The sequence below is a fragment of the Amycolatopsis sp. NBC_00355 genome (genome assembly GCF_036104975.1).
Taxonomy (GTDB): Bacteria; Actinomycetota; Actinomycetes; order Mycobacteriales; family Pseudonocardiaceae; genus Amycolatopsis.
Genome location: NZ_CP107982.1, coordinates 4,742,489 through 4,761,522 on the forward strand (window position 1 = coordinate 4,742,489; position 19,034 = coordinate 4,761,522).

General features: G+C 71.8%; 15 protein-coding genes. All 15 read left to right on the top strand.

All coding sequences use genetic code 11. From position 1 onward, the window contains the following. Nucleotides 1-21 precede the first annotated feature (21 nt). Nucleotides 22-1,005 (top strand): aldo/keto reductase, encoded by a 984-nt coding sequence (locus OHS18_RS20860; RefSeq protein WP_328450151.1) that lies wholly within the window; start codon nt 22-24, stop codon nt 1,003-1,005. Between the two features lie 130 nt (nt 1,006-1,135). Beyond that, nucleotides 1,136-2,140 carry an NAD-dependent epimerase/dehydratase family protein gene (locus OHS18_RS20865; protein WP_328618185.1) on the top strand — a complete coding sequence of 335 codons (1,005 nt, stop codon included), beginning with the start codon at nt 1,136-1,138 and terminating at the stop codon, nt 2,138-2,140. Between the two features lie 10 nt (nt 2,141-2,150). Continuing rightward, a complete protein-coding gene (locus OHS18_RS20870) occupies nt 2,151-3,419 on the top strand; it encodes an activator-dependent family glycosyltransferase (protein WP_328618186.1) in 1,269 nt (422 codons plus the stop codon). Between the two features lie 97 nt (nt 3,420-3,516). Next, nucleotides 3,517-4,755: an activator-dependent family glycosyltransferase gene (locus tag OHS18_RS20875; RefSeq protein WP_328618187.1), complete on the top strand. Its 1,239-nt coding sequence runs from the start codon at nt 3,517-3,519 to the stop codon at nt 4,753-4,755. Next, a complete protein-coding gene (locus tag OHS18_RS20880) occupies nt 4,752-5,987 on the top strand; it encodes an activator-dependent family glycosyltransferase (RefSeq protein ID WP_328618188.1) in 1,236 nt (411 codons plus the stop codon). Before OHS18_RS20875 ends, OHS18_RS20880 begins: the two co-directional genes overlap by 4 nt. A 67-nt stretch (nt 5,988-6,054) precedes the next feature. Further along, on the top strand, nt 6,055-7,305 hold the full coding sequence (locus OHS18_RS20885) for an activator-dependent family glycosyltransferase (protein WP_328618189.1): 1,251 nt from the start codon (nt 6,055-6,057) through the stop codon (nt 7,303-7,305). A gap of 249 nt (nt 7,306-7,554) precedes the next feature. Next, complete coding sequence (locus OHS18_RS20890; RefSeq protein WP_328450136.1) at nt 7,555-8,820, top strand: activator-dependent family glycosyltransferase; 1,266 nt, start codon at nt 7,555-7,557, stop codon at nt 8,818-8,820. 1 nt (nt 8,821) lies between these two features. Then, nucleotides 8,822-10,051, top strand: coding sequence for an activator-dependent family glycosyltransferase (locus OHS18_RS20895; RefSeq protein WP_328618190.1), 1,230 nt, complete (start codon nt 8,822-8,824; stop codon nt 10,049-10,051). A 4-nt stretch (nt 10,052-10,055) separates the two neighbouring features. Continuing rightward, nucleotides 10,056-11,315 carry an activator-dependent family glycosyltransferase gene (locus tag OHS18_RS20900; protein ID WP_328618191.1) on the top strand — a complete coding sequence of 420 codons (1,260 nt, stop codon included), beginning with the start codon at nt 10,056-10,058 and terminating at the stop codon, nt 11,313-11,315. Then, nucleotides 11,312-12,553, top strand: a complete 1,242-nt coding sequence (locus OHS18_RS20905; protein WP_328618192.1) for a nucleotide disphospho-sugar-binding domain-containing protein — start codon at nt 11,312-11,314, stop codon at nt 12,551-12,553. The genes OHS18_RS20900 and OHS18_RS20905 overlap by 4 nt, the downstream gene beginning before the upstream one ends. Nucleotides 12,554-12,623: 70 nt before the next feature. Further along, nucleotides 12,624-13,886, top strand: a complete 1,263-nt coding sequence (locus tag OHS18_RS20910; protein ID WP_328618193.1) for an activator-dependent family glycosyltransferase — start codon at nt 12,624-12,626, stop codon at nt 13,884-13,886. Nucleotides 13,887-13,986: 100 nt separating this feature from the next. Then, nucleotides 13,987-15,219 (top strand): activator-dependent family glycosyltransferase, encoded by a 1,233-nt coding sequence (locus tag OHS18_RS20915; protein ID WP_328618194.1) that lies wholly within the window; start codon nt 13,987-13,989, stop codon nt 15,217-15,219. A 12-nt stretch (nt 15,220-15,231) separates the two neighbouring features. Continuing rightward, nucleotides 15,232-16,566 (top strand): activator-dependent family glycosyltransferase, encoded by a 1,335-nt coding sequence (locus OHS18_RS20920; protein ID WP_328618195.1) that lies wholly within the window; start codon nt 15,232-15,234, stop codon nt 16,564-16,566. Continuing rightward, on the top strand, nt 16,566-17,801 hold the full coding sequence (locus OHS18_RS20925; RefSeq protein WP_328618196.1) for a nucleotide disphospho-sugar-binding domain-containing protein: 1,236 nt from the start codon (nt 16,566-16,568) through the stop codon (nt 17,799-17,801). The genes OHS18_RS20920 and OHS18_RS20925 overlap by 1 nt, the downstream gene beginning before the upstream one ends. Before the next feature lie 5 nt (nt 17,802-17,806). Next, entirely contained in the window at nt 17,807-19,021 is a 1,215-nt protein-coding gene (locus OHS18_RS20930) for a nucleotide disphospho-sugar-binding domain-containing protein (protein ID WP_328618197.1), read from the top strand. Nucleotides 19,022-19,034 lie beyond the last annotated feature (13 nt).

The following is a 19,034-nucleotide window of genomic DNA, read 5'->3' on the forward strand; positions in this document are numbered from 1 at the left end:
TTCCGAAACTCGGAGGTGACAATGCGGCACACCAGGCTCACCGAAACGCTTTCCGTCGGCGAAATCGGGCTCGGCTGCAGTTCGATGTCCTACGGTTACGGGCCCGCCCGGACCGCGCGGGACCACGCGGAGTCGGCGCGGGTGCTCCGGCACGCGGTCGACCTCGGCGTCACCGTGTTCGACACGGCCGACGTCTACGGCCCGTTCACGAACGAACAGCTGCTCGGCGAGGTGCTCGCGCCGGTGCGCGCCGACACCACGATCGCCACCAAGGTCGGGCTGGTCCTGCGGCCCGACGGCACCCTGGAACGCAACGGGCGCCCCGAATACCTCCGCGAGGCCTGCGAAGGCTCGCTGAAACGGCTCGGCGTCGACGCGATCGGCCTCTACCAGCTGCACCGGGTCGACCCGGACGTGCCGCTGACCGAGTCCTGGGGCGCCCTGGCCGAGCTCGTCACCGAGGGCAAGGTCCGCGGCCTCGGCATCTCGCACGCCACCGTGGAGGAGCTCGAACAGATCCACGCGCTCTTCCCGATCGCCGCGGTGCAGTACGAACTGTCCGTCTGGGAGCGGCGCAACCTCGAGGAAATCCTTCCGTGGACGTGGAAGAACGACGTCGGGTTCCTCGCCTGCTGCCCGATCGGCCGCGGTTACCTGTCCGGCCGGGTCGCCGTCGACGAGCTCGTCGACGGGGATTCGCGACGGCGTGATCCGCGGTTCGAGGCCGCCGCGCTCACCGACAACCAGCGCATCGTCGACGGCCTGCACCGGGTCGCCGCCCGGCACGGCGCGACCCCGGCGCAGGTGGCGATCGCGTGGCTCACCACGCACGGCGACAACGTCGTGCCGATCCCGGGCACGCGGCGGCTGCGCTGGCTGGAGGAGAACGTCGGCGCGGCCGGGATCCGGCTGGACGCGGAGGACCTGCGCGACATCGACACGCTGCCGGTGGCGACCGGCGAAAAGCGCTGGGACGAACACCGTGAACCGGCCGTCTCGAAATGACCGCGCAATTCCTTAGATACGGTGGCGGCGCTGTCCTAGACTTCGGGCAGCTCACCGGCCGCGGCGAACCGGCCATTCCCGGAAGAGCCGTTCTGCACATTCATCGTGACGCGAAACTGGAGGAGAAGCCGTGGGCGCACAGGCACGACCGCTGATCACGGTGCTCGGCTCGTCCGGGCTCTTGGGCACCGCCATCACCCGCGAACTGGCGAACCGGCCGGTCCGCCTCCGCCTCGCCGGGCGCCGGCCGACCACCGTCCCGGACGGGGCGTTGGCCGACATCGACGTCCGGACCACCGACCTGACCGCCGACGGGGCCGTCGCCGACGCCGTCGAAGGCGCCGACGCGGTGATCCACCTGGTGGCGCACATCGCCGGCGCCAGCACCTGGCGGGTGTCGTCGGACGACCCGGTCGCCGAGCGCGTCAACCTCGGGCTGGTGCACGACCTCGTCGCCGCGGTGAAGGACCAGCGGCCGGAGAACCCGCCGGTGGTCCTGCTGGCCGGGTCGATGTCGCAGGCCGGGCGCTCGATCTCGGGCCGGATCGACGGCACCGAACCCGACCGGCCGCTGACCACCTACGACCGGCAGAAGCTGGACGCCGAGCACGCGATCCGCGACGCCGTCGAGGCGGGCCTGCTGCGGGGCGCGTCGCTGCGGCTGGCCACGCTCTACACCCAGGGTTCCGACTCCCCCGCGCTCGACCGCGGGGTCGTCTCGGCGATGATGCGCCGCGCGTTCGCCGGCGAGCCGCTCACCATGTGGCACGACGGCACGGTCAAGCGGGACCTGGTGTGCGTGGACGACGTCGCCCGCGCGTTCCTCGCCGCGCTCGACCAGCCGGACGCCGTCGATGGGAAGCCGTGGCTGGTCGGCACCGGGCTCGCGACGAGCATCGCGGACCTGTTCGGCGGGGTCGCGAAGGTCGTGGCCGCGCAGACCGGACGGGAGCCGGTGCCGGTGGTGTCGGTCAAGCCGGCCGACCACTCGATGCCGACCGACCTGCTCGACTTCGTGCTCGACCCCTCGGGTTTCCAGAACGCCACCGGCTGGGCGCCGCGCGTCTCGCTGGAGCACGGCCTGGAGAACCTCGCCGCGGCGATGGCCCGCGACGCCGTCGCCCAGAGCGTCTGAGGGGGAAACCGTGCGCGTCCTGCTGGTCCTGCCCGCCGAGAAGAGCATCTTCAACTACCTGGTGCCGGTCACCTGGGCGCTGCGCACCGCCGGCCACGAGGTGCACGTCGCGAGCCTGCCGCGGTTCGCGAGCACGATCACCCAGGCCGGGCTGACCGCGGTCCCGGTCGGGCACGACCGGGACCCGTGGCGCATCACCGAAAACCGGCCCGAGGAGCGCGCCGCGCTGCGGGCCGGGGTGGCCGCGCCGTACGACCTGTTCGACGCGCCCGGTAGCGCGTCGTGGGACTACCTGCGCGACGGGATGACGGCCGCGGTCAACGGCTGGCACCGGCTGACCAACTTCCCGATGGTCGCCGACCTTGTCTCCTACACCCGGTACTGGGAGCCGGACCTCGTGCTGTGGGAGCCGCTCTGTTACGCCGGGGCGATCGCCGCCAAGGCGTGCGGCGCGGCGCACGGCCGGCTCCTGTTCGGCATCGACGTCTTCGGCGCCACCCGGGTCGACTACCTGCGGACGCAAGCGCGGCAGGTGCCGGCGGACCGCGCCGACCCGCTGGCCGACTGGCTCGGGAGCTACGCCCGCAAGTACGGCTTCGACGCCGGTGAGGACCTCGCCGTCGGCGACTTCACCATCGACCAGCTGCCCGCGTCGCTGAGCCTGGACGCCGGGCTCGACACCGTGCGCGTCCAGTTCGTGCCCTACGGCGGGGCGGCTGTGGTGCCGGATTGGCTGAAGCGGCCGGCGGAGCGTCCCCGGGTCGCGCTGACCCTCGGTCTCACCGCGACCGAGGTCTTCGGCGGCTACAACGTGCCGCTGTCGGAGATCCTCTTAGGACTGTCCGAATTGGACGCCGAGGTGGTGGCGACGGTCGCCGAGGACGTGCAGCGGACACTGCCGCCGATGCCGGAGAACGTCCGGATGGTGCCGTACGTGCCGTGGCACGCGCTCGCCCCGACGTGCGCCGCGGTGGTGCACCACGCGGGCGCGGCGACGCTGGCCACCACGGCGCGGCACCCGGTGCCGCAGCTGGCCCTGCACTTCCACTTCGACCAGCCCTACCTCGGCCGCAAGCTCGCCGAGCACGGCGCCGGCCTGGAGATCCACACCGGCGACGCAACGGGCGCGAACGTCCGCGACGCCGTCGCCCGCTTGCTCACCGAACCTGCTTTCAAGGCCCGCGCGGCAGACCTGCGCGACGAGATCTTCGCGCTCCCCACCCCGAACGAGCTGGCCGGAACCCTAGAAGAGCTGACCGCCAAGCACCGCACCCGCTGACCCCAAGCCGCACTTTCGCCGAGAAAGTGTTCCGGAGTTACGACCTCCGGATTCAGGTTCACTCGAAAGTGCCGCGGCAGACCCGGAAAGGAGCATTATGCGCGTCCTGTTCGCCACCACGCCGCAGAAGAGCGTCTTCCTGTACCTGGCGCCGATGGCGTGGGCGCTGCGCACCGCCGGCCACGAGGTCCGCTTCGCGAGCCAGCCCGCGCTGACGGACGTGATCACGCAGTCCGGCCTCACCGCGGTCCCGGTCGGGCACACCCGCAACCGCCGCCTCAGCGACGACGACGGCCGTGAAGAGGGCCGCGCCGGGTTGCCCGCGCCGTACGACGTCTTCGACGACTACGAGCGCGCCACCTGGGAGTACCTCGAGCCGGGCATGGCCGACGCGGTGCGCGGCTGGCACTGGCTGACCAACCACCCGATGATCGGCGGGCTCGTCGAGTTCGCCCGCGCCTGGCAGCCGGACCTGATCGTCTGGGAACCGTTCTGCTACGCCGGGCCGATCGCCGCGAAGGCTTGCGGCGCAGCACATGCGCGTCTCCTGTTCGGGGTGGACGTCTTCGGCGCGGCGCGCGAGCAGTACCGGCGGCGGCTGGCCGAAGAGCCCGGCCGCGTCGATCACCTCGGCGCGTGGCTCGGCCGGTACGCGCGGATGTACGGCGCGGAGTTCTCCGAGGACATGACGACCGGGCAGTTCACCATCGACCAGTTCCCGGCCAGTTTCCAGCCCGCGACCGAGCTGGATGTCGTGCGCACGCAGTACATCCCGTACGGCGGCCCGGCCGTGGTACCGGACTGGCTGTCCAAGCCGCCGGAGCGCCCGCGCGTCGCGATGACCCTGGGCCTGACCGCGACCGAGCACTTCAACGGCTACACCGTCGGCGTCCAGGAGGCCCTCGACGCGCTCGCCGACCTCGACATCGACCTGGTCGCGACCGTCGCGGAGAAGGCACAGGCGGAACTGACGCGGATCCCGGACAACGCGCGGATCGTCTCGTACGTGCCGTGGCACGCGCTGGCCCCGACGTGCTCGGTCGTCGTCCACCACGCCGGCGCCGCGACCATGGCCACGACGTCGCGGCACCCGGTGCCGCAGCTGGCCCTGCACCACCACTACGACCAGCCGTTCCTCGGGCGCAAGCTGGCCGAGCACGGCGCCGGGCTGGAGCTGCCGACCCACCGCGCGACCGGCGCGCGGATCCGCGAGAGCGTCGAACGGCTGCTCACCGAGCAGTCCTTCAAGGACCGGGCCGCGGACCTGCGCGACGAGATCCTCGGGCTGCCGTCGCCGAACGCGATCGTGCCGGAGATCGAGGCGCGCGTCCGATGAGGGTCCTGCTGACGACCTATCCGGAGAAGACGTTCTTCTACCACCTGGTCCCGCTCGCCTGGGCGCTGCGCACGGCCGGGCACGAGGTGCGCGTGGCGTGCCAGCCGAAGTTCGCGCCGGTCGTCACCCAGGCCGGGCTGACCGCCGTGCCGGTCGGGTCCGACCGCAACTTCTGGCGCATCACCGAGACGCGCGCCGGCGGGACGGAGGCGATGCGCGAAGGGATCATGCCGCCGTACGACGCCTTCGACGACGTCACCAAGCAGAATCTCGAGTACCTGCAGCCGGGGCTGACCGAGGCGGTGCGCGGCTGGCACCGGGTGAGCAATTTCCCCATGGTGGCCGACCTCGTCGAGTTCGCCCGGGCCTGGCAGCCGGACCTCGTCGTGTGGGAGCCGCTGAGCCAGGCGGGCGCGATCGCCGCGCGGGCGTGCGGCGCGGCGCACGCCCGGATGCTGTGGAGCATCGACCTCTTCGGCGGCGTCCGCGACCACTACCTGCGGTTGCGCGGTGACGAGCCGGACCCGTTCGAGGCGTGGTTTTCCGGCTACGGCCGCAAGTACGGCTTCGAGTTCGGCGAGGACATGGTCACCGGGGACTTCACCCTCGACCACCTGCCGGGCAGCCTGCAGATCGAGGCCGACCTGCCGTACCTGCGCTTCCAGTATGTCCCCTACGGTGGCCCGGCTTCGGTACCGGACTGGCTGCAACGTCCTCCCGAGCGCCCGAGGATCGCGCTGACGATGGGGCTGAGCGCCACCGAGATCTTCGGCGGTTACCACCTGTCGCTGCCCGACGTCCTCGACGCACTGTCCGATGTGGACGTCGAGGTGGTGGCGACGGCGCAGGGGCTCGGCACCGTCCCGTCGAACGTCCGCCTGGTCTCCTACGTCCCGCTGCACGCCTTGGCGCCGACGTGCGCGGCCGCCGTCCACCACGGCGGCCTCGGCACCCTCGCCACGTTCGCCCGGGCCGGCGTCCCCCAGCTGTGCGTGCCGCACCACCTGGACGAGCCGATCTTCGCCGCCGGCCTGGCCCGCTTGGGCGCCGGGATCGACCTCCGCTCACCTACGGCCGACACGATCCGCACAAGCGTCCGTCGCCTGCTCGACGACCCGTCCATCACCCGAGGCGCGGCGAACCTCCAGTCCGAAATGGACACCCTGCCGACCCCGAACGACATCGTCCCCGACCTCGAAGACCTCACCGCCAAGTTCCGCAGGGGGTCGTGAGTGTTTAGGGCGGTTAGAACCGCCCTAAACACTCACGACCAGCCACGGCAGACCCGGAAGAGAGACCATGCGCGTCCTGCTCACGACCTACCCGGAGAAGACCATCTTCCAGCCGATGGTCACGCTCGCGTGGGCGCTGCGCACCGCCGGGCACGAGGTGCGGGTGGCGACCCAGCCGGGCTTCGAGGACGTCATCACCGGCGCCGGGCTGACGGCGGTCCCGGTCGGCCGCCGCGGCGTCGGCAACTGGCGGCGGCTCACCGAGGCCTACCCCGACCTGGCCGAAGCCGAGCGCGTCGGCCTGCCTTCGCCCTATGACGCCGCGGTTTCCGGCGTCGGTACGCGTGAGGAGATGGCCGGAGGCTACGCGTCCATCGTGGAACTCTGGCACAAGCAGAACAACTTCCCGCTGATCACCGGCCTGGTCGAGTTCGCCCGCGCGTGGCGGCCGGACCTGGTGATCTGGGAACCGACGACGTACGCGGGCGCGATCGCGGCGAAGGCGTGCGGCGCCGCGCACGGCCGTCTCTTGTGGAGCATCGACGTCTTCGGCGCGGCCCGCGAACGCTTCCGTTCCCTGGGCCCGGGTCCCGACCCGCTGGCCGACTGGATCGCCGGCTACTGCCGCAAGTACGGCTTCGCCTTCGACGAGGAGCTGATCACCGGCCAGTTCACCATCGACCCGGTGCCGGAGCCGATCCACCTCCAGACGCGGCTGCCGAGGCTGCCGGTGCAGTACGTCCCGTACGGCGGCGCGGCCAGCGTCCCGGACTGGCTGAAGCGCAAGAGCGACCGGCCGCGGATCGGGCTCACCCTCGGCACCACGGCGACCGAGCACTTCGGCGGCTACACGGTGAGCGTCCCGGACATCCTGGCCGCGCTGTCCGATGTGGACGCCGAGATCGTCGCCACCCTGCCGGACGCCGAAGCCGCCAAGGTCCCGGAAGTCCCGGCCAACGCCCGGATCGTGCCGTACGTGCCGCTGCACGCGCTCGTGCCGACGTGCGCGGCGGTCATCAACCACGCCGGCCCGGGCACCTACCTGACGACGGCCCGCTACGGCGTCCCGCAGCTGGCCGTGCCGTGGGAGTTCGACGAGCCGGAGCTGGCCCGCCGCGCGACGGTCCACGGTTCGGCCCTGACCCTGACGGGCGCGGAGGTGTCGGGCAAGGCCGTCCGCGCGGGCGTCCTGCGGCTGCTGAGCGAGCCGTCCTTCACCGCACGGGCCACGGAACTGGCCGCGCGGATGGCCGCCACGCCCTCGCCCAACGACGTCGTCCCGGCGCTCGAAGCCCTCGCCGCCCGGAGAAACGCATGAGGACCACCCGGCCCGGCCCCGACCGTCCGACCTCCCCGGCCACGGGAACGGCCGCCGCACCCGTGCTCGAACCTCGACGAGCGGAGGAACCCCCCGCATTCTCACCGGCGTCTTCCCGGCGCTGCGCGACCTCGCCACCCGGTACCGGCGCAGCTCCCGGGCGTCGAGCCCCGCCGTCCGCGCGAGTGTGCTGCGCCTGCCGGCCGCCGCTCCCTCGCCATCCGAAGCCCGCTGACCGGAGGAAAGCCCATGCGCATCCTGTTCGTCTCCAACCCGCCCCGGACCGTCTACAAGTACATGTTCACCATCGCCTGGGCGCTGCGGACCGCCGGGCACGAAGTCCGGTTCGCCAGCCAGCCCGAGTTCGTCGACGAGGTCCTGCAGGCCGGGCTCACCGCCGTGCCGGTCGGGCACAGCCGCGACATGCACAAGGTCGCCGCCCGCACCCGCGGCGTCGAAAACGAACGCGCGGGCATCCCGGCGCCCTACGACGTCTACGAAGAGCCCGAGAAGGCCACCTGGGAACACATGGTCTCGACGATGGCCAACGAGGGCATCGAGTGGCACAAGTACGGCAACTTCCCGATCATCTCCGGGCTCGTCGAGTTCGCCCGCTACTGGGAACCCGACCTCGTCGTCTGGGATCCGCTGAGCTTCGCCGGCGCGATCGCGGCCAAGGCGTGCGGCGCGGCCCACGCGCGGCTCCTCTTCGGCGTCGACGTCTTCGGCAAGGTGCGTCAGCAGTTCGTGAAGCTGCGGGACGCGCAGCCGGCCGACCAGCGCCGCGACCCGCTCGCCGAGTGGATGGGCGCCTACGCCCGCAAGTACGGCTTCGACTTCACCGAGGACATGTTCACCGGGGACTTCACGCTCGACCAGTTCCCGCTGAGCTGGCAGGACGAGGCCGACCTGGAGTACGTGCGGACGCAGTACATCGCCTACAACGGCGCTTCGGTCGTCCCGAAGTGGCTGCAGACGCCGCCGGAGAAGCCGCGGATCGCGATCACCATGGGCAACAGCGCCGTCGAGGTCTACCGCGGCTACAACGTGCCGCTGAGCGACCTGCTCGACTCCGTCGCCGACCTCGACGTCGAGGTGGTCGCGACGGTCGCCGCGTCCCAGCAGCCGCTGCTCGGCAAGACGCCGGACAACGCCCGGATCGTCGACTTCGCGCCGATGCACGCGCTCGCGCCGACGTGCTCGGTCGTCGTCCACCACGCCGGCGCCGCGACGATGGGCACCACCGCGCGCCACCCCGTCCCGCAGCTCGCCCTGCCCTACCACTACGACCAGCCGACGCTCGGCAAGATGCTGGAGAAGCAGGGCGCCGGGCTGTCGATCCACGTTTCCGAGGTGACGCCCGAGAAGTTCCGCACGGCGATCGACCGGCTGCTCACCGAGCAGGTGTTCCAGGACCGGGCGGTGGCCCTGCGCGACGAGATCTTCGCGCTGCCGACGCCGAACCAGGCCGTGCCGCGGATCGAAGAGCTCGTCGTGAAGCACCGGGCGCGGTGACATGCGCGTCCTGCTGACCACCTACGCCGAGCGCACCCACTTCCTGATGATGGTGCCGCTCGCGTGGGCGCTGCGCACCGCCGGGCACGACGTCCGGGTGGCGGTGCAGCCCAAGCTCGCCGGGGCGGTGACCGGGGCGGGGCTCACCGCCGTCCCGGTCGGGCACGACCGCGACCTGTGGGACCTGCTGCGCCGCACCGGGCCCGAGCACCTGTTCGGCGTCGAGACGGGCTGGCCCGCGCCCTACGACACGGCGGCACTGTCCACCCCGGACTGGGACCACGTGCTGCGCGGCTACCGCGACATCGCCGTGCGCTGGCACAAGACGAGCAACGTCCCGCTGATCAACGACCTCGTCGACTTCGCCCAGTGGTGGCGGCCGGACCTGGTGCTGTGGGAGCCGACGACGTACGCCGGCGCGATCGCGGCCAAGGCGTGCGGCGCCGCGCACGGCCGGATCCTCATCGGCGAGGACGTCTTCGGCCTGACCCGCGACCACTTCCTGCGGCTGCGGCCATCCGGTGCGCCGGACCCGCTCGGCGAGTGGCTGGGGGCGTACGCGGAGAAGTACGGCGGCGAGTTCAGCGAGGACATGGTCACCGGGCAGTTCACGATCGACCAGCTCCCGGCGTCCCTGCGGCACCGGGCCTCGCTGGAGCACGTCCCGATGCGGTACGTGAACTACGGCGGCGCAGCGGTGGTCCCGGACTGGCTCTCGACGCCACCTTCGCGCCCACGCATCGCACTCACCATGGGCCTGACCGCGCACGACCGCACCGGCGGCTACCCGGTGGATCTGCAGGACGTCCTCGACGCGGTCGACGGCCTCGACGTCGAGCTGGTCGCCACGGTCACTCCCGAAACCCGGCTCAGCAGGGTCCCCTCGCGAACACGCCTGGTCCCGTTCGTGCCGTTGACGTCGTTGCTGACGACGTGCTCGGTCGCCATCCACCACGCCGGCGTCGGCACCCTGGCGTCGACGGCGTTGCGCGGCATCCCGCAGCTCACCCTGCCCTGGGACGTCGACCAGCCCACGCTCGGCGCCCGCCTCGCGGCGCAGGACGCCGGGATCTCCATCCACGCCACCGAGGCGACCACCGAAGGCATCCGCGACGCGCTCGTCCGGCTGCTGCACGAACCCGCGTACACCAAGGGCGCCGCCCACCTGCGCGACGAGATGCTCGCCATGCCGACGCCCAACGACGTCGCCCACCAGTTAACCGAGGGATGAGGCCATGCGCGTCCTGTTCACCACCTACCCGGAGAAGACCCACTTCCTCGCCATGGCGCCGCTCGCCTGGGCGCTGCGCACCGCCGGGCACGAGGTGCGCGTCGCGTGCCAGCCGAAGTTCGCCGACGTCGTCACGCAGGCCGGGCTCACCGCCGTGCCGGTCGGGCCGGACCGCGACCTCTGGCAGCTGATGGCGCGTGACACGAACTGGTTCAGCGTCGGCCTCAACGGCCTGCCGGTGCCCTACGACACCGTCGACTGGCGCCCCGAAGACGTCTCCTACGAGTACCTCCGCGACGGCTACAAGCTGCACGTCACCAAGTGGCACAAGATGAGCAACGTCCCGCTGATCCCGGGCCTGGTCGAGTTCGCCCAGGTGTGGCAGCCGGACCTGGTGATCTGGGAGCCGTCGACGTACGCGGGCGCGATCGCCGCCGAGGCCGTCGGCGCGGCGCACGCGCGGCTGCTGTTCAGCCTCGACACCTTCGGCGTCACCCGCGACCACTTCACCCGCCTCAGCACTGAAGGCGCCGAAGACCCGCTGAAGGACTGGCTGGCGCCGGCCGCGGGCAAGTACGGCGTCCCGTGGAGCGAACGCCTCGTCACGGGCGAGTTCACGATCTCGCTGCTGCCGCCGTCACTGCGCGTGGAGGCGGATCTCGACTACGTGCCGATGCGGTACGTGCCCTATGGCGGCCCCGCCGTGCTCCCGGCCTGGCTGCGCACGCCGCCGGAGAAGCCGCGGGTGGCGCTCACCATGGGCATCAGCATCGCCGAGTCCAGCGGGGACATGGTCGACCTCGAGGACCTGTTCGACGAACTGTCCGATGTGGACATGGAACTCGTCGCGACGATCCCGGAGAGCGTCCAGGAGAAGCTCGGCAAGGTCCCGGACAACGTCCGGATGGTGTCGTTCGTGCCGCTGCACGCGCTCGTGCCGACGTGCACCGCCGTCATCCACCACGCCGGCTACGGCACCCTCGCGACGACGGCGTTGCACGGAAAACCGCAGGTCATCGTGCCGTGGAACGCCGACGGGCCCGCGCTCGCCAAGCGCGTCGCCGCGCAGGGGGCCGGGCTGGCGCTGCACGTCCACCAGGCGTCGGCCCGCGGGGTGCTGCGCAACCGGCTGCTGCGCGTGCTCACCGAGCCCAAGTTCACCGAGGGCGCGCACCGGCTGCGCGACGAGATCCTCGCCATGCCGACGCCCAACGACGTCGCCGACCAGCTCGCCCGCCGGGTCGCGAAAGTGGCCATCGCGTGAAGGTCCTCTTCGCCGCCAACCCCGAGAAGGCGCACTTCCTGCCGATGGTGCCGCTGGCCTGGGCGCTGCGCACCGCCGGGCACGAGGTGCGGATCGCGTGCCAGCCGAAGTTCGCGCCGGTCGTCACCCAGGCCGGGCTGACGGCGGTGCCGGTCGGCCGCGACGGCGACCTGTGGGACCTCATGCCGCGCCACCCCGACTACCGCGGCACCCAGTGGCGGCCGGCGTACGGGCTGCCGGTGCCGTACGAGGTCGCGGAGTTCCCGGAGAAGGCGACGCCGGAGTACCTCGAGGAGTCGTACGCGGCGATCCTGCACTACTGGCACAAACCCGCGTGCTTCCCGATGATCGGCGGCCTGGTCGAGTTCGCGCGCGCCTGGGAGCCGGACCTCGTGCTGTGGGAGCCGCTGTGCTTCGCGGGCCCGATCGCGGCGCTGGCGTCCGGCGCCGCGCACGGCCGGATCCTGTGGAGCACCGACGTCTTCGGCGTCACCCGGTCGTTTCCCGCCGCCGGCGATCCCTTGGGTGACTGGCTCGGCGCGTACGCGCGCAAGCACGGCGGCGAGTTCACCGAGGAGCTGGTCACCGGGCAGTTCACGATCGACCAGCTCCCGGCGTCGCTGCGGCTGCCGACGTCGCTGGAAACCGTGCCGATGCAATACCTTCCGCACGGCGGACCGGCGTCCATTCCAGACTGGCTGCGGCGGCCGCCCGACAAGCCACGGGTCGCGCTGAGCATGGGGATCAGCCTCACCGACCACGAGGCTGGGTACTCGGTCGCGGTGCAGGACGTGCTGGATCACCTGGTGAAGCTGGACGTCGAGGTCGTCGCCACCTTGCCGGACGTCGAGAAGGCGAAACTGGCGAGTATCCCGGACGGCGTCCGGATCGTGCCGTACGCGCCGCTCGAAGCCCTGGCGGCGACGTGCTCGGCCGTCGTCTCCCACGGCGGCTTCGGCACGTTCCTGACGACCGCGCGCCACGCCGTCCCGCAGCTGTGCACGCCCTGGGACTTCGACGGCCCGGTCTTCGCCGCCCGCGCCGCGGCGCAAGGCGGCGCACTCGCGGTCCGCGCCGACCAGGCAACGGGCGAGGTGGTGGCGGACGCCGTGTCCCGCCTGCTCAGCGAACACCCCTTCCGCGAACGGGCGGCCGCGCTGCGCGAGGAGATCCGGGCCATGCCCACACCCAACGCGGTCGCCGAACAGCTGGCCGCCCAGTACCGCAGGGGGTCGTGAGTGTTTAGGGCGGTTAGAACCGCCCTAAACACTCACGACCAGCCGCGGCAGACCCGGAAACGGAGGAGTAATGCGGGTTTTGTTCACCGTCAGCCCGGGGACGACCGTGTTCAACAGCATGGTGCCGCTGGCCTGGGCGCTGCGCACCGCCGGGCACGACGTGCGCGTCGCGAGCCAGCCCGCGTTCGCCGACGAGATCACCCAGGCCGGGCTCACCGCCGTGCCGCTCGGGCGTGACCTCGGCATCCCGCGACTGCTGCTGGCCATGGGCATGGACAGCGCCGCCCTCGAAGAGGCGCGCCGCGGTCTGCCGGACCCGTACGCCGTGCTCGACGAGCCGGACTCGACCGACTGGGACCGCGCCCACCGCGCGTTCACCGAGGTCGCCGAGGGAGCGCGGTTCGAGACGTTCGCGATCATGTCGGCGCTCGTCGGGTTCGTCCGCGACTGGGAACCGGACCTCGTCGTGTGGGAGCCGTTCACCCCGGCGGGTGCGATCGCGGCCAAGGCCTGCGGGGCCGCCCACGCCCGGCTGCTCTACGGCGTCGACGTCTACGCCTTTGCGCGTCAACACTTCCTGAGCATCCGCAACGGCCGGAACGACCCTCTCGCGGACTGGCTCGGCGGGTACGCGCGCAAGTACGGCGCGGAGTTCAGCGAGGACATGACGGTCGGGCAGTTCACCATCGACCAGATCCCGGCGAGCCTGCAGACCGAGTCGGACCTGCACTATCTGCGCACGCCCTACATCCCATATGGCGGCGCGGCGGTCGTCCCGCGCTGGCTGCAGCTGCCGCCGCAACGCCCGCGCGTCGCCCTCACCATGGGCCTGAGCGCCACCGGCTACTTCTCCGGGTACACGGTGAACGTCCAGGACATCCTGGACTCCCTCGCCGACCTGGACATCGAGCTGGTGGCGACGGTCGCCGAGGCCGAGCAGGCGAAGCTGGCGCGGATCCCGGACAACGCGCGGCTCGTCCCGTACGTGGCCTTGCACGCGCTCGCCCCGACGTGCACGGCGGCGATCACGCACGCCGGTTTCGGCACGCTGACGGCGTTCGCGCCCTACGGCGTCCCGCAGCTGACGTTGCCGTTCCACTTCGACGAGCCGACGCTCGGCCACCGCCTCGCCGCCCGGGGCGCCGGCCTCAACCTCGACCCGACGCAGGTCACGGGCGCGAACGTCCGCGAAGGCGTGCTGCGCCTGCTCACCGAGGCGAGCTTCACCACCGCGGCCCGCCGCCTCCAGACCGAGATCCGCGCCTTACCCAGCCCCAACGATCTGGTCCCCGAGATCGAAGCCCTGACCGCCAAGCACCGCACCCGCCACTGACCAAAGCGCCACTTTCTCCAGGAAAGTGTTCCGGAGTTACGACCTCCGGATCACTTTCCTAGCGAAAGTGGCGGATCTGACACGAACGGAGGAAAGGCCCGTGCGCGTTCTGTTCGCGGTCAACCCGGAGAAGAGCACCTTCCTGTACCTCGTGCCGATGGCGTGGGCGCTGCGCACCGCCGGGCACGAGGTGCGGGTGGCGAGCCAGCCCGGGTTCGCCGACGTCATCACCCAGGCCGGGCTGACCGCCGTCCCCGTCGGGCGGGACGTCGACAAGTGGCGCGGCACCCGGCCCGAGCTGCTGGAACAGTCGCGCGCCGGGCTCCCCTCGCCGTGGGACGTCCTCGACGGAAACGAGGACGACCTCGTCGAGAAGCAGGAGCACGCCGTCGCGTCGATCCACCGGCCGGACAACGTGCCGATGCTCGCCGGGCTCGTCGAGTTCGCGCAGGCCTGGCAGCCGGACCTGGTGATCTGGGAGCCGTTCTGCCTCGCCGGGCCGATCGCGGCCAAGGCGTGCGGGGCGGCGCACGCGCGGATGCTGTTCAGCGTCGACGTCTTCGGCCTGACCCGCGAACACTTCCGGAAGGCGAAGCAGGACAAGGACCCGCTGGCCGACTGGCTCGGCGCGTACGGCCGCAAGTACGGTTTCGCCTTCACCGAGGACATGACCACCGGGCACTTCACGATCGACCAGTTCCCGGCGAGCCTGCAGGAGAACGCCGACCTCGACTACGTCCGCACGCAGTACGTCCCGTACGGCGGCCCGGCGGTGATCCCGGACTGGCTCAAGCGCCCGCCGGAACGCCCCCGCATCGGCCTCACTCTCGGCCTGACCGCGACGGAGATCTTCACCGGCTACACCGTCCCGCTGCGGGACGTCCTCACCGAACTGTCCACTTTGGACGTCGAGGTCGTCGCGACCGTCGCCGAGGCCGAGCAGGAGAAGCTCGGGACGCTGCCGGACAACGTCCGCGTCGTGTCGTACGTCCCGTGGCACGCGCTGGTGCCGACCTGCGCGGCGATCGTGCACCACGCCGGCGCGGCGACGCTGCTGACGACGTCGCGCTACCCGGTGCCGCAGCTGGCCGTGCACTACCACTTCGACCAGCCGATCCTCGGCCGCAAGCTGGCCGAGCACGGTGCCGGGCTCGCGCTGCACACCACCGAGGCGACCGGCACAGCCGTCCGCGACGCCGTGCAGCGGCTGCTCACCGAGCCGGAGTTCCGCCGCCGGGCCGTCGCGCTGCGCGGCGAAGTCCTCTCCGCCCCCAGCCCGAACGACCTGGTGCCGCGGCTGGAAGAACTCACCGCCCGGCACCGCACCCGCTAGGAGACGACGACCATGCGTGTTCTGTTCACCGACACCCCCGAGCCGACGACGTTCATGCCGATGGCCCCGCTGGCCTGGGCGTTGCGCACGGCCGGGCACGAGGTCCGCTTCGCCGCGGCGCCCCACTTCGCCGAGACGATCACCCAGGCCGGGCTGACGGCCGTCCCGGTCGGCCGCGACGTCGACATGTACCGCCGTCTCGACGCCGTGATGGGCGCGCTCGAACACAACGCGGAGCTGAAGGCCGAGTTCGAGGGCGTCTCCGACGAAGATGCCCTGGAGCTGCTGAAACTCGAGTCCGGGATGCCCGCGCCCTACGACGTCGCCGAGTTCCCCGAGCGCGCCGACTGGGAGAAGATGCTGCCCGCCTACGCGGGCGCGGTGTGGACCGACCACAAACCCGAGAACTTCCCGATGATCGCCGGGCTCGTCGAGTTCGCCCGCGCGTGGGAGCCCGACCTGGTGCTGTGGGAGCCGTCGACCTACGCGGGCGCGATCGCGGCCAAGGCCTGCGGCGCGGCCCATGGACGTCTTCTGGGAAGGCTCGACGCGTTCGGCGTCACCCGGTCGCACTATGTGAAACTCCTGGCGCAGCAGCCGGAAGATCAGCGCTACGACCCGTTCGCCGACTGGTACGAGGGCTACTGCGAGCGCTACGGCTTCGAGTTCGGCGAGGACATGGTCACCGGGCAGTTCTCCGTGGACCAGTTCCCCGGCTCGCTGCGGATGGCCGCCGACGACGTCGACTACCTGCCGATGCAGCACGTCCCCTACGGCGGCCCGGCGTCGGTGCCGCACTGGCTGTGGGCTGCCCCGACCCGCCCGCGCGTCGCCCTCACGCTGGGCAGTACCGCCGCCATCCGGTTCGACGGCTACACCGTGGACGTCCAGGACGTCCTCACCGCGCTCGGCGACCTCGACATCGAGGTGATCGCCACCGTCGCCGACAACGTCCGCGGCCGGCTCACCGCCGTGCCGCGCAACACCCGGATCGTGCCGTACGCGCCGCTGCACGCCCTCGCGCCGACCTGCGACGTCGTGATCAACCACGCCGGCGCCGGCACCTACCTGGCCGTCGCGCTGCACGGCGTCCCGCAGCTGACCCTGCCGTGGGACCTCGACGAGCCGGAACTGGCGCGCCGCGCCACCGCGCACGGGTCGGCGTTGATGATCCGCGGCGACCACGCGACCGGTAAGGACGTCGCCGACGGCGTTGCCCGCCTGCTCGCCGAGCCGCGGTTCCGCTCGCGGGCCGTCGACCTGCAGCAGGAGATGCTCGCGCTGCCCTCACCCAACGACGTCGCCGGGCAGCTGGAAGAGCTGACCGTGAAGTTCCGGACGCGCTGATGAAGGTCCTGTTCACCGTCATCGCCGAGCGGACCATCTTCTGCTCGATGGTCCCGCTGGCCTGGGCGCTGCGGACGGCCGGGCACGAGGTGCGCGTGGCCTGTCAGCCGGCGTTCGCTTCCGTGGTGACGCAGGCCGGGCTGACGGCCGTCCCGGTCGGGCGCGACGCGACGATCTGGCGGATGGAGAGCCTCGACCCGGCCCTGCTGGAGCAGGCACGAGCCGGGTTGCCGAGCCCGTGGCGGGTGGTCGAGGACCCCGCAAACGCCGACTGGGAAGACCTGCGCGAGGGCCACCGCGTCGCCGTCGACGAGGGCCACAAGCTGGAGAACTTCCCGCTGATCGGCGGCCTCGCCGAGTTCGCCCGGGCGTGGGAGCCCGACCTGGTGATCTGGGAGCCGCTGACCTACGCCGGCCCGATCGCCGCGAAGGCGTGCGGCGCGGCGCACGCCCGGCTGCTCTGGAGCCTCGACGTCTTCGGCGCGACCCGCGAGATCTACCGGCGGACGGCGAACGGCGCCCCCGAGGACCCGCTCGCGGACTGGCTCGGCGGTTACGGCCGCAAGTACGGCTTCGAGTTCACCGAGGACATGACGACCGGGCAGTTCAGCATCGACCAGGTGCCGCCGTCGATCGGCCTGCGCGCGAGCGACCTCGACTACCGGCCGATGCAGTACGTCCCCTACGGCGGCCCGGCCGCCACCCCGGACTGGCTGCCCACCCAGCGCCCGCGCATCGGCCTCACCCTGGGCACCACCGCGACCGAGCAGTTCGGCGGCTACGTCGTCGATGTCGCGGACACCCTCGCCGAGCTGTCCACTTTGGACGTCGAGGTGGTCGCGACGGTCAAGGATCCCGCGTTCCCGATCCCGGACAACGCGCGCGTCGTGCCTTTCGTCCCCCTGGACGCACTGGCCCCGACCTGCGACGTCGTCATCGACCACGCCGGGCCGGGCACGTTCCTCACGGTGGCCCGCCACGGCGTCCCGCAGCTGACGGTCCCGTGGGACTTCGACGAGCCCGAGCTGGCCCGCCGCGCGGCCGCGCAGGGCGGGTCGCTCACGATCCGCGGCGACCGCGCGACCGGCGTCCGGATCCGCGAGGGCGTCGAACGGCTCCTGGCCGAACCCTCGTTCAGGACTCGCGCCACGGACCTGCGTGACGAGCTGCGCGGCCTGCCGTCCCCCAACGACGTCGCCGAGGAGATCGAAGCCCTCGTCGAGAAGAACCGGTGAGGCCGATGCGCGTCCTGTTCGCCACCTACCCCGAGTCCACGGTGTTCCAGCCGATGGTGCCGCTGGCCTGGGCGTTGCGCACGGCCGGGCACGAGGTCCGCGTCGCCGCGCCCCCGGTTTTCGCCGACACGATCACCGCGGCCGGGCTCACCGCCGTCCCGGTCGGCCGGGAGCGCACGAACACCTGGCGGCGGCTGCTCTCCCTGGATCCCGCCGAAGCCGAGGCGGACCGGGCGGGCCTGCCGTCGCCGTACGACGCCGCGTTGCGCCCGGTGGGCGTCGAGGAGATGCGAGCCGGGTACGAGCGGATGATCGAGCACGGCCACAAGCTGAACAACTTCGCGCTCGTCCCCGGGCTCGTCGAGTTCGCCCGCGCGTGGCAGCCCGACCTGGTGATCTGGGAAGCCACGACGTACGCCGGCGCGATCGCGGCCAAGGCGTGCGGCGCGGCCCACGCGCGGTTCCTGTGGAGCCTCGACGTCTTCGGCGTGACGCGCGAACGCTTCCTCGCCCTCGCCCCGGAGTCAGACCCGCTGAAAGACTGGCTCAGCGGGTACGGCCGCAAGTACGGCTTCGACTTCGACGAAAGCCTGGTCACCGGCGAGTACACGCTCGACGCGCTGCCCGCGTCCCTGCGTCTCGACGCCGATCTCGACTACCGCTCGATGCAGTACGTCCCCTACAACGGCCCGTCGACGGTCCCGGACTGGCTGCAACGCCCCCGCGACCGGCCCCGGATCGGCCTCACGCTCGGCACGTCGGCCACCGAGCAGTTCGCGGGGTACACCGTGAGCGTCAAGGACACCCTGGCCGAGTTGTCCACTGTGGACGCCGAGGTGGTCGCCACCGTCGCCGAAGACCTGGGCCCGGTCGACGCGCGCGTCGTCCCCTTCGTGCCGCTCGACGTCCTGGCCCCGACCTGCGACGTCGTCATCAACCACGCCGGCCCGGGGACCTTCCTGACCGTCGCGCGCCACGGCGTCCCGCAACTGACGGTGCCGTGGACGTTCGACGAGCCCGCGCTCGCCGCCCGCGCCGCCGACCAGGGCGGCTCGCTCACCTTGCCCGGCGACCAAGCCACGCCCGAGGCCATCCGGGAGCACGTCCAGCAGCTGCTGACCGAACCGGAGTTCCGCGACCGCGCCGCCGCGCTGCGCAAGGAGATCCGGGCTCTGCCCACCCCCAACGAGCTAGCCCACGAACTCCGCACCCGGTCGTGAGTGGTTAGGGCGG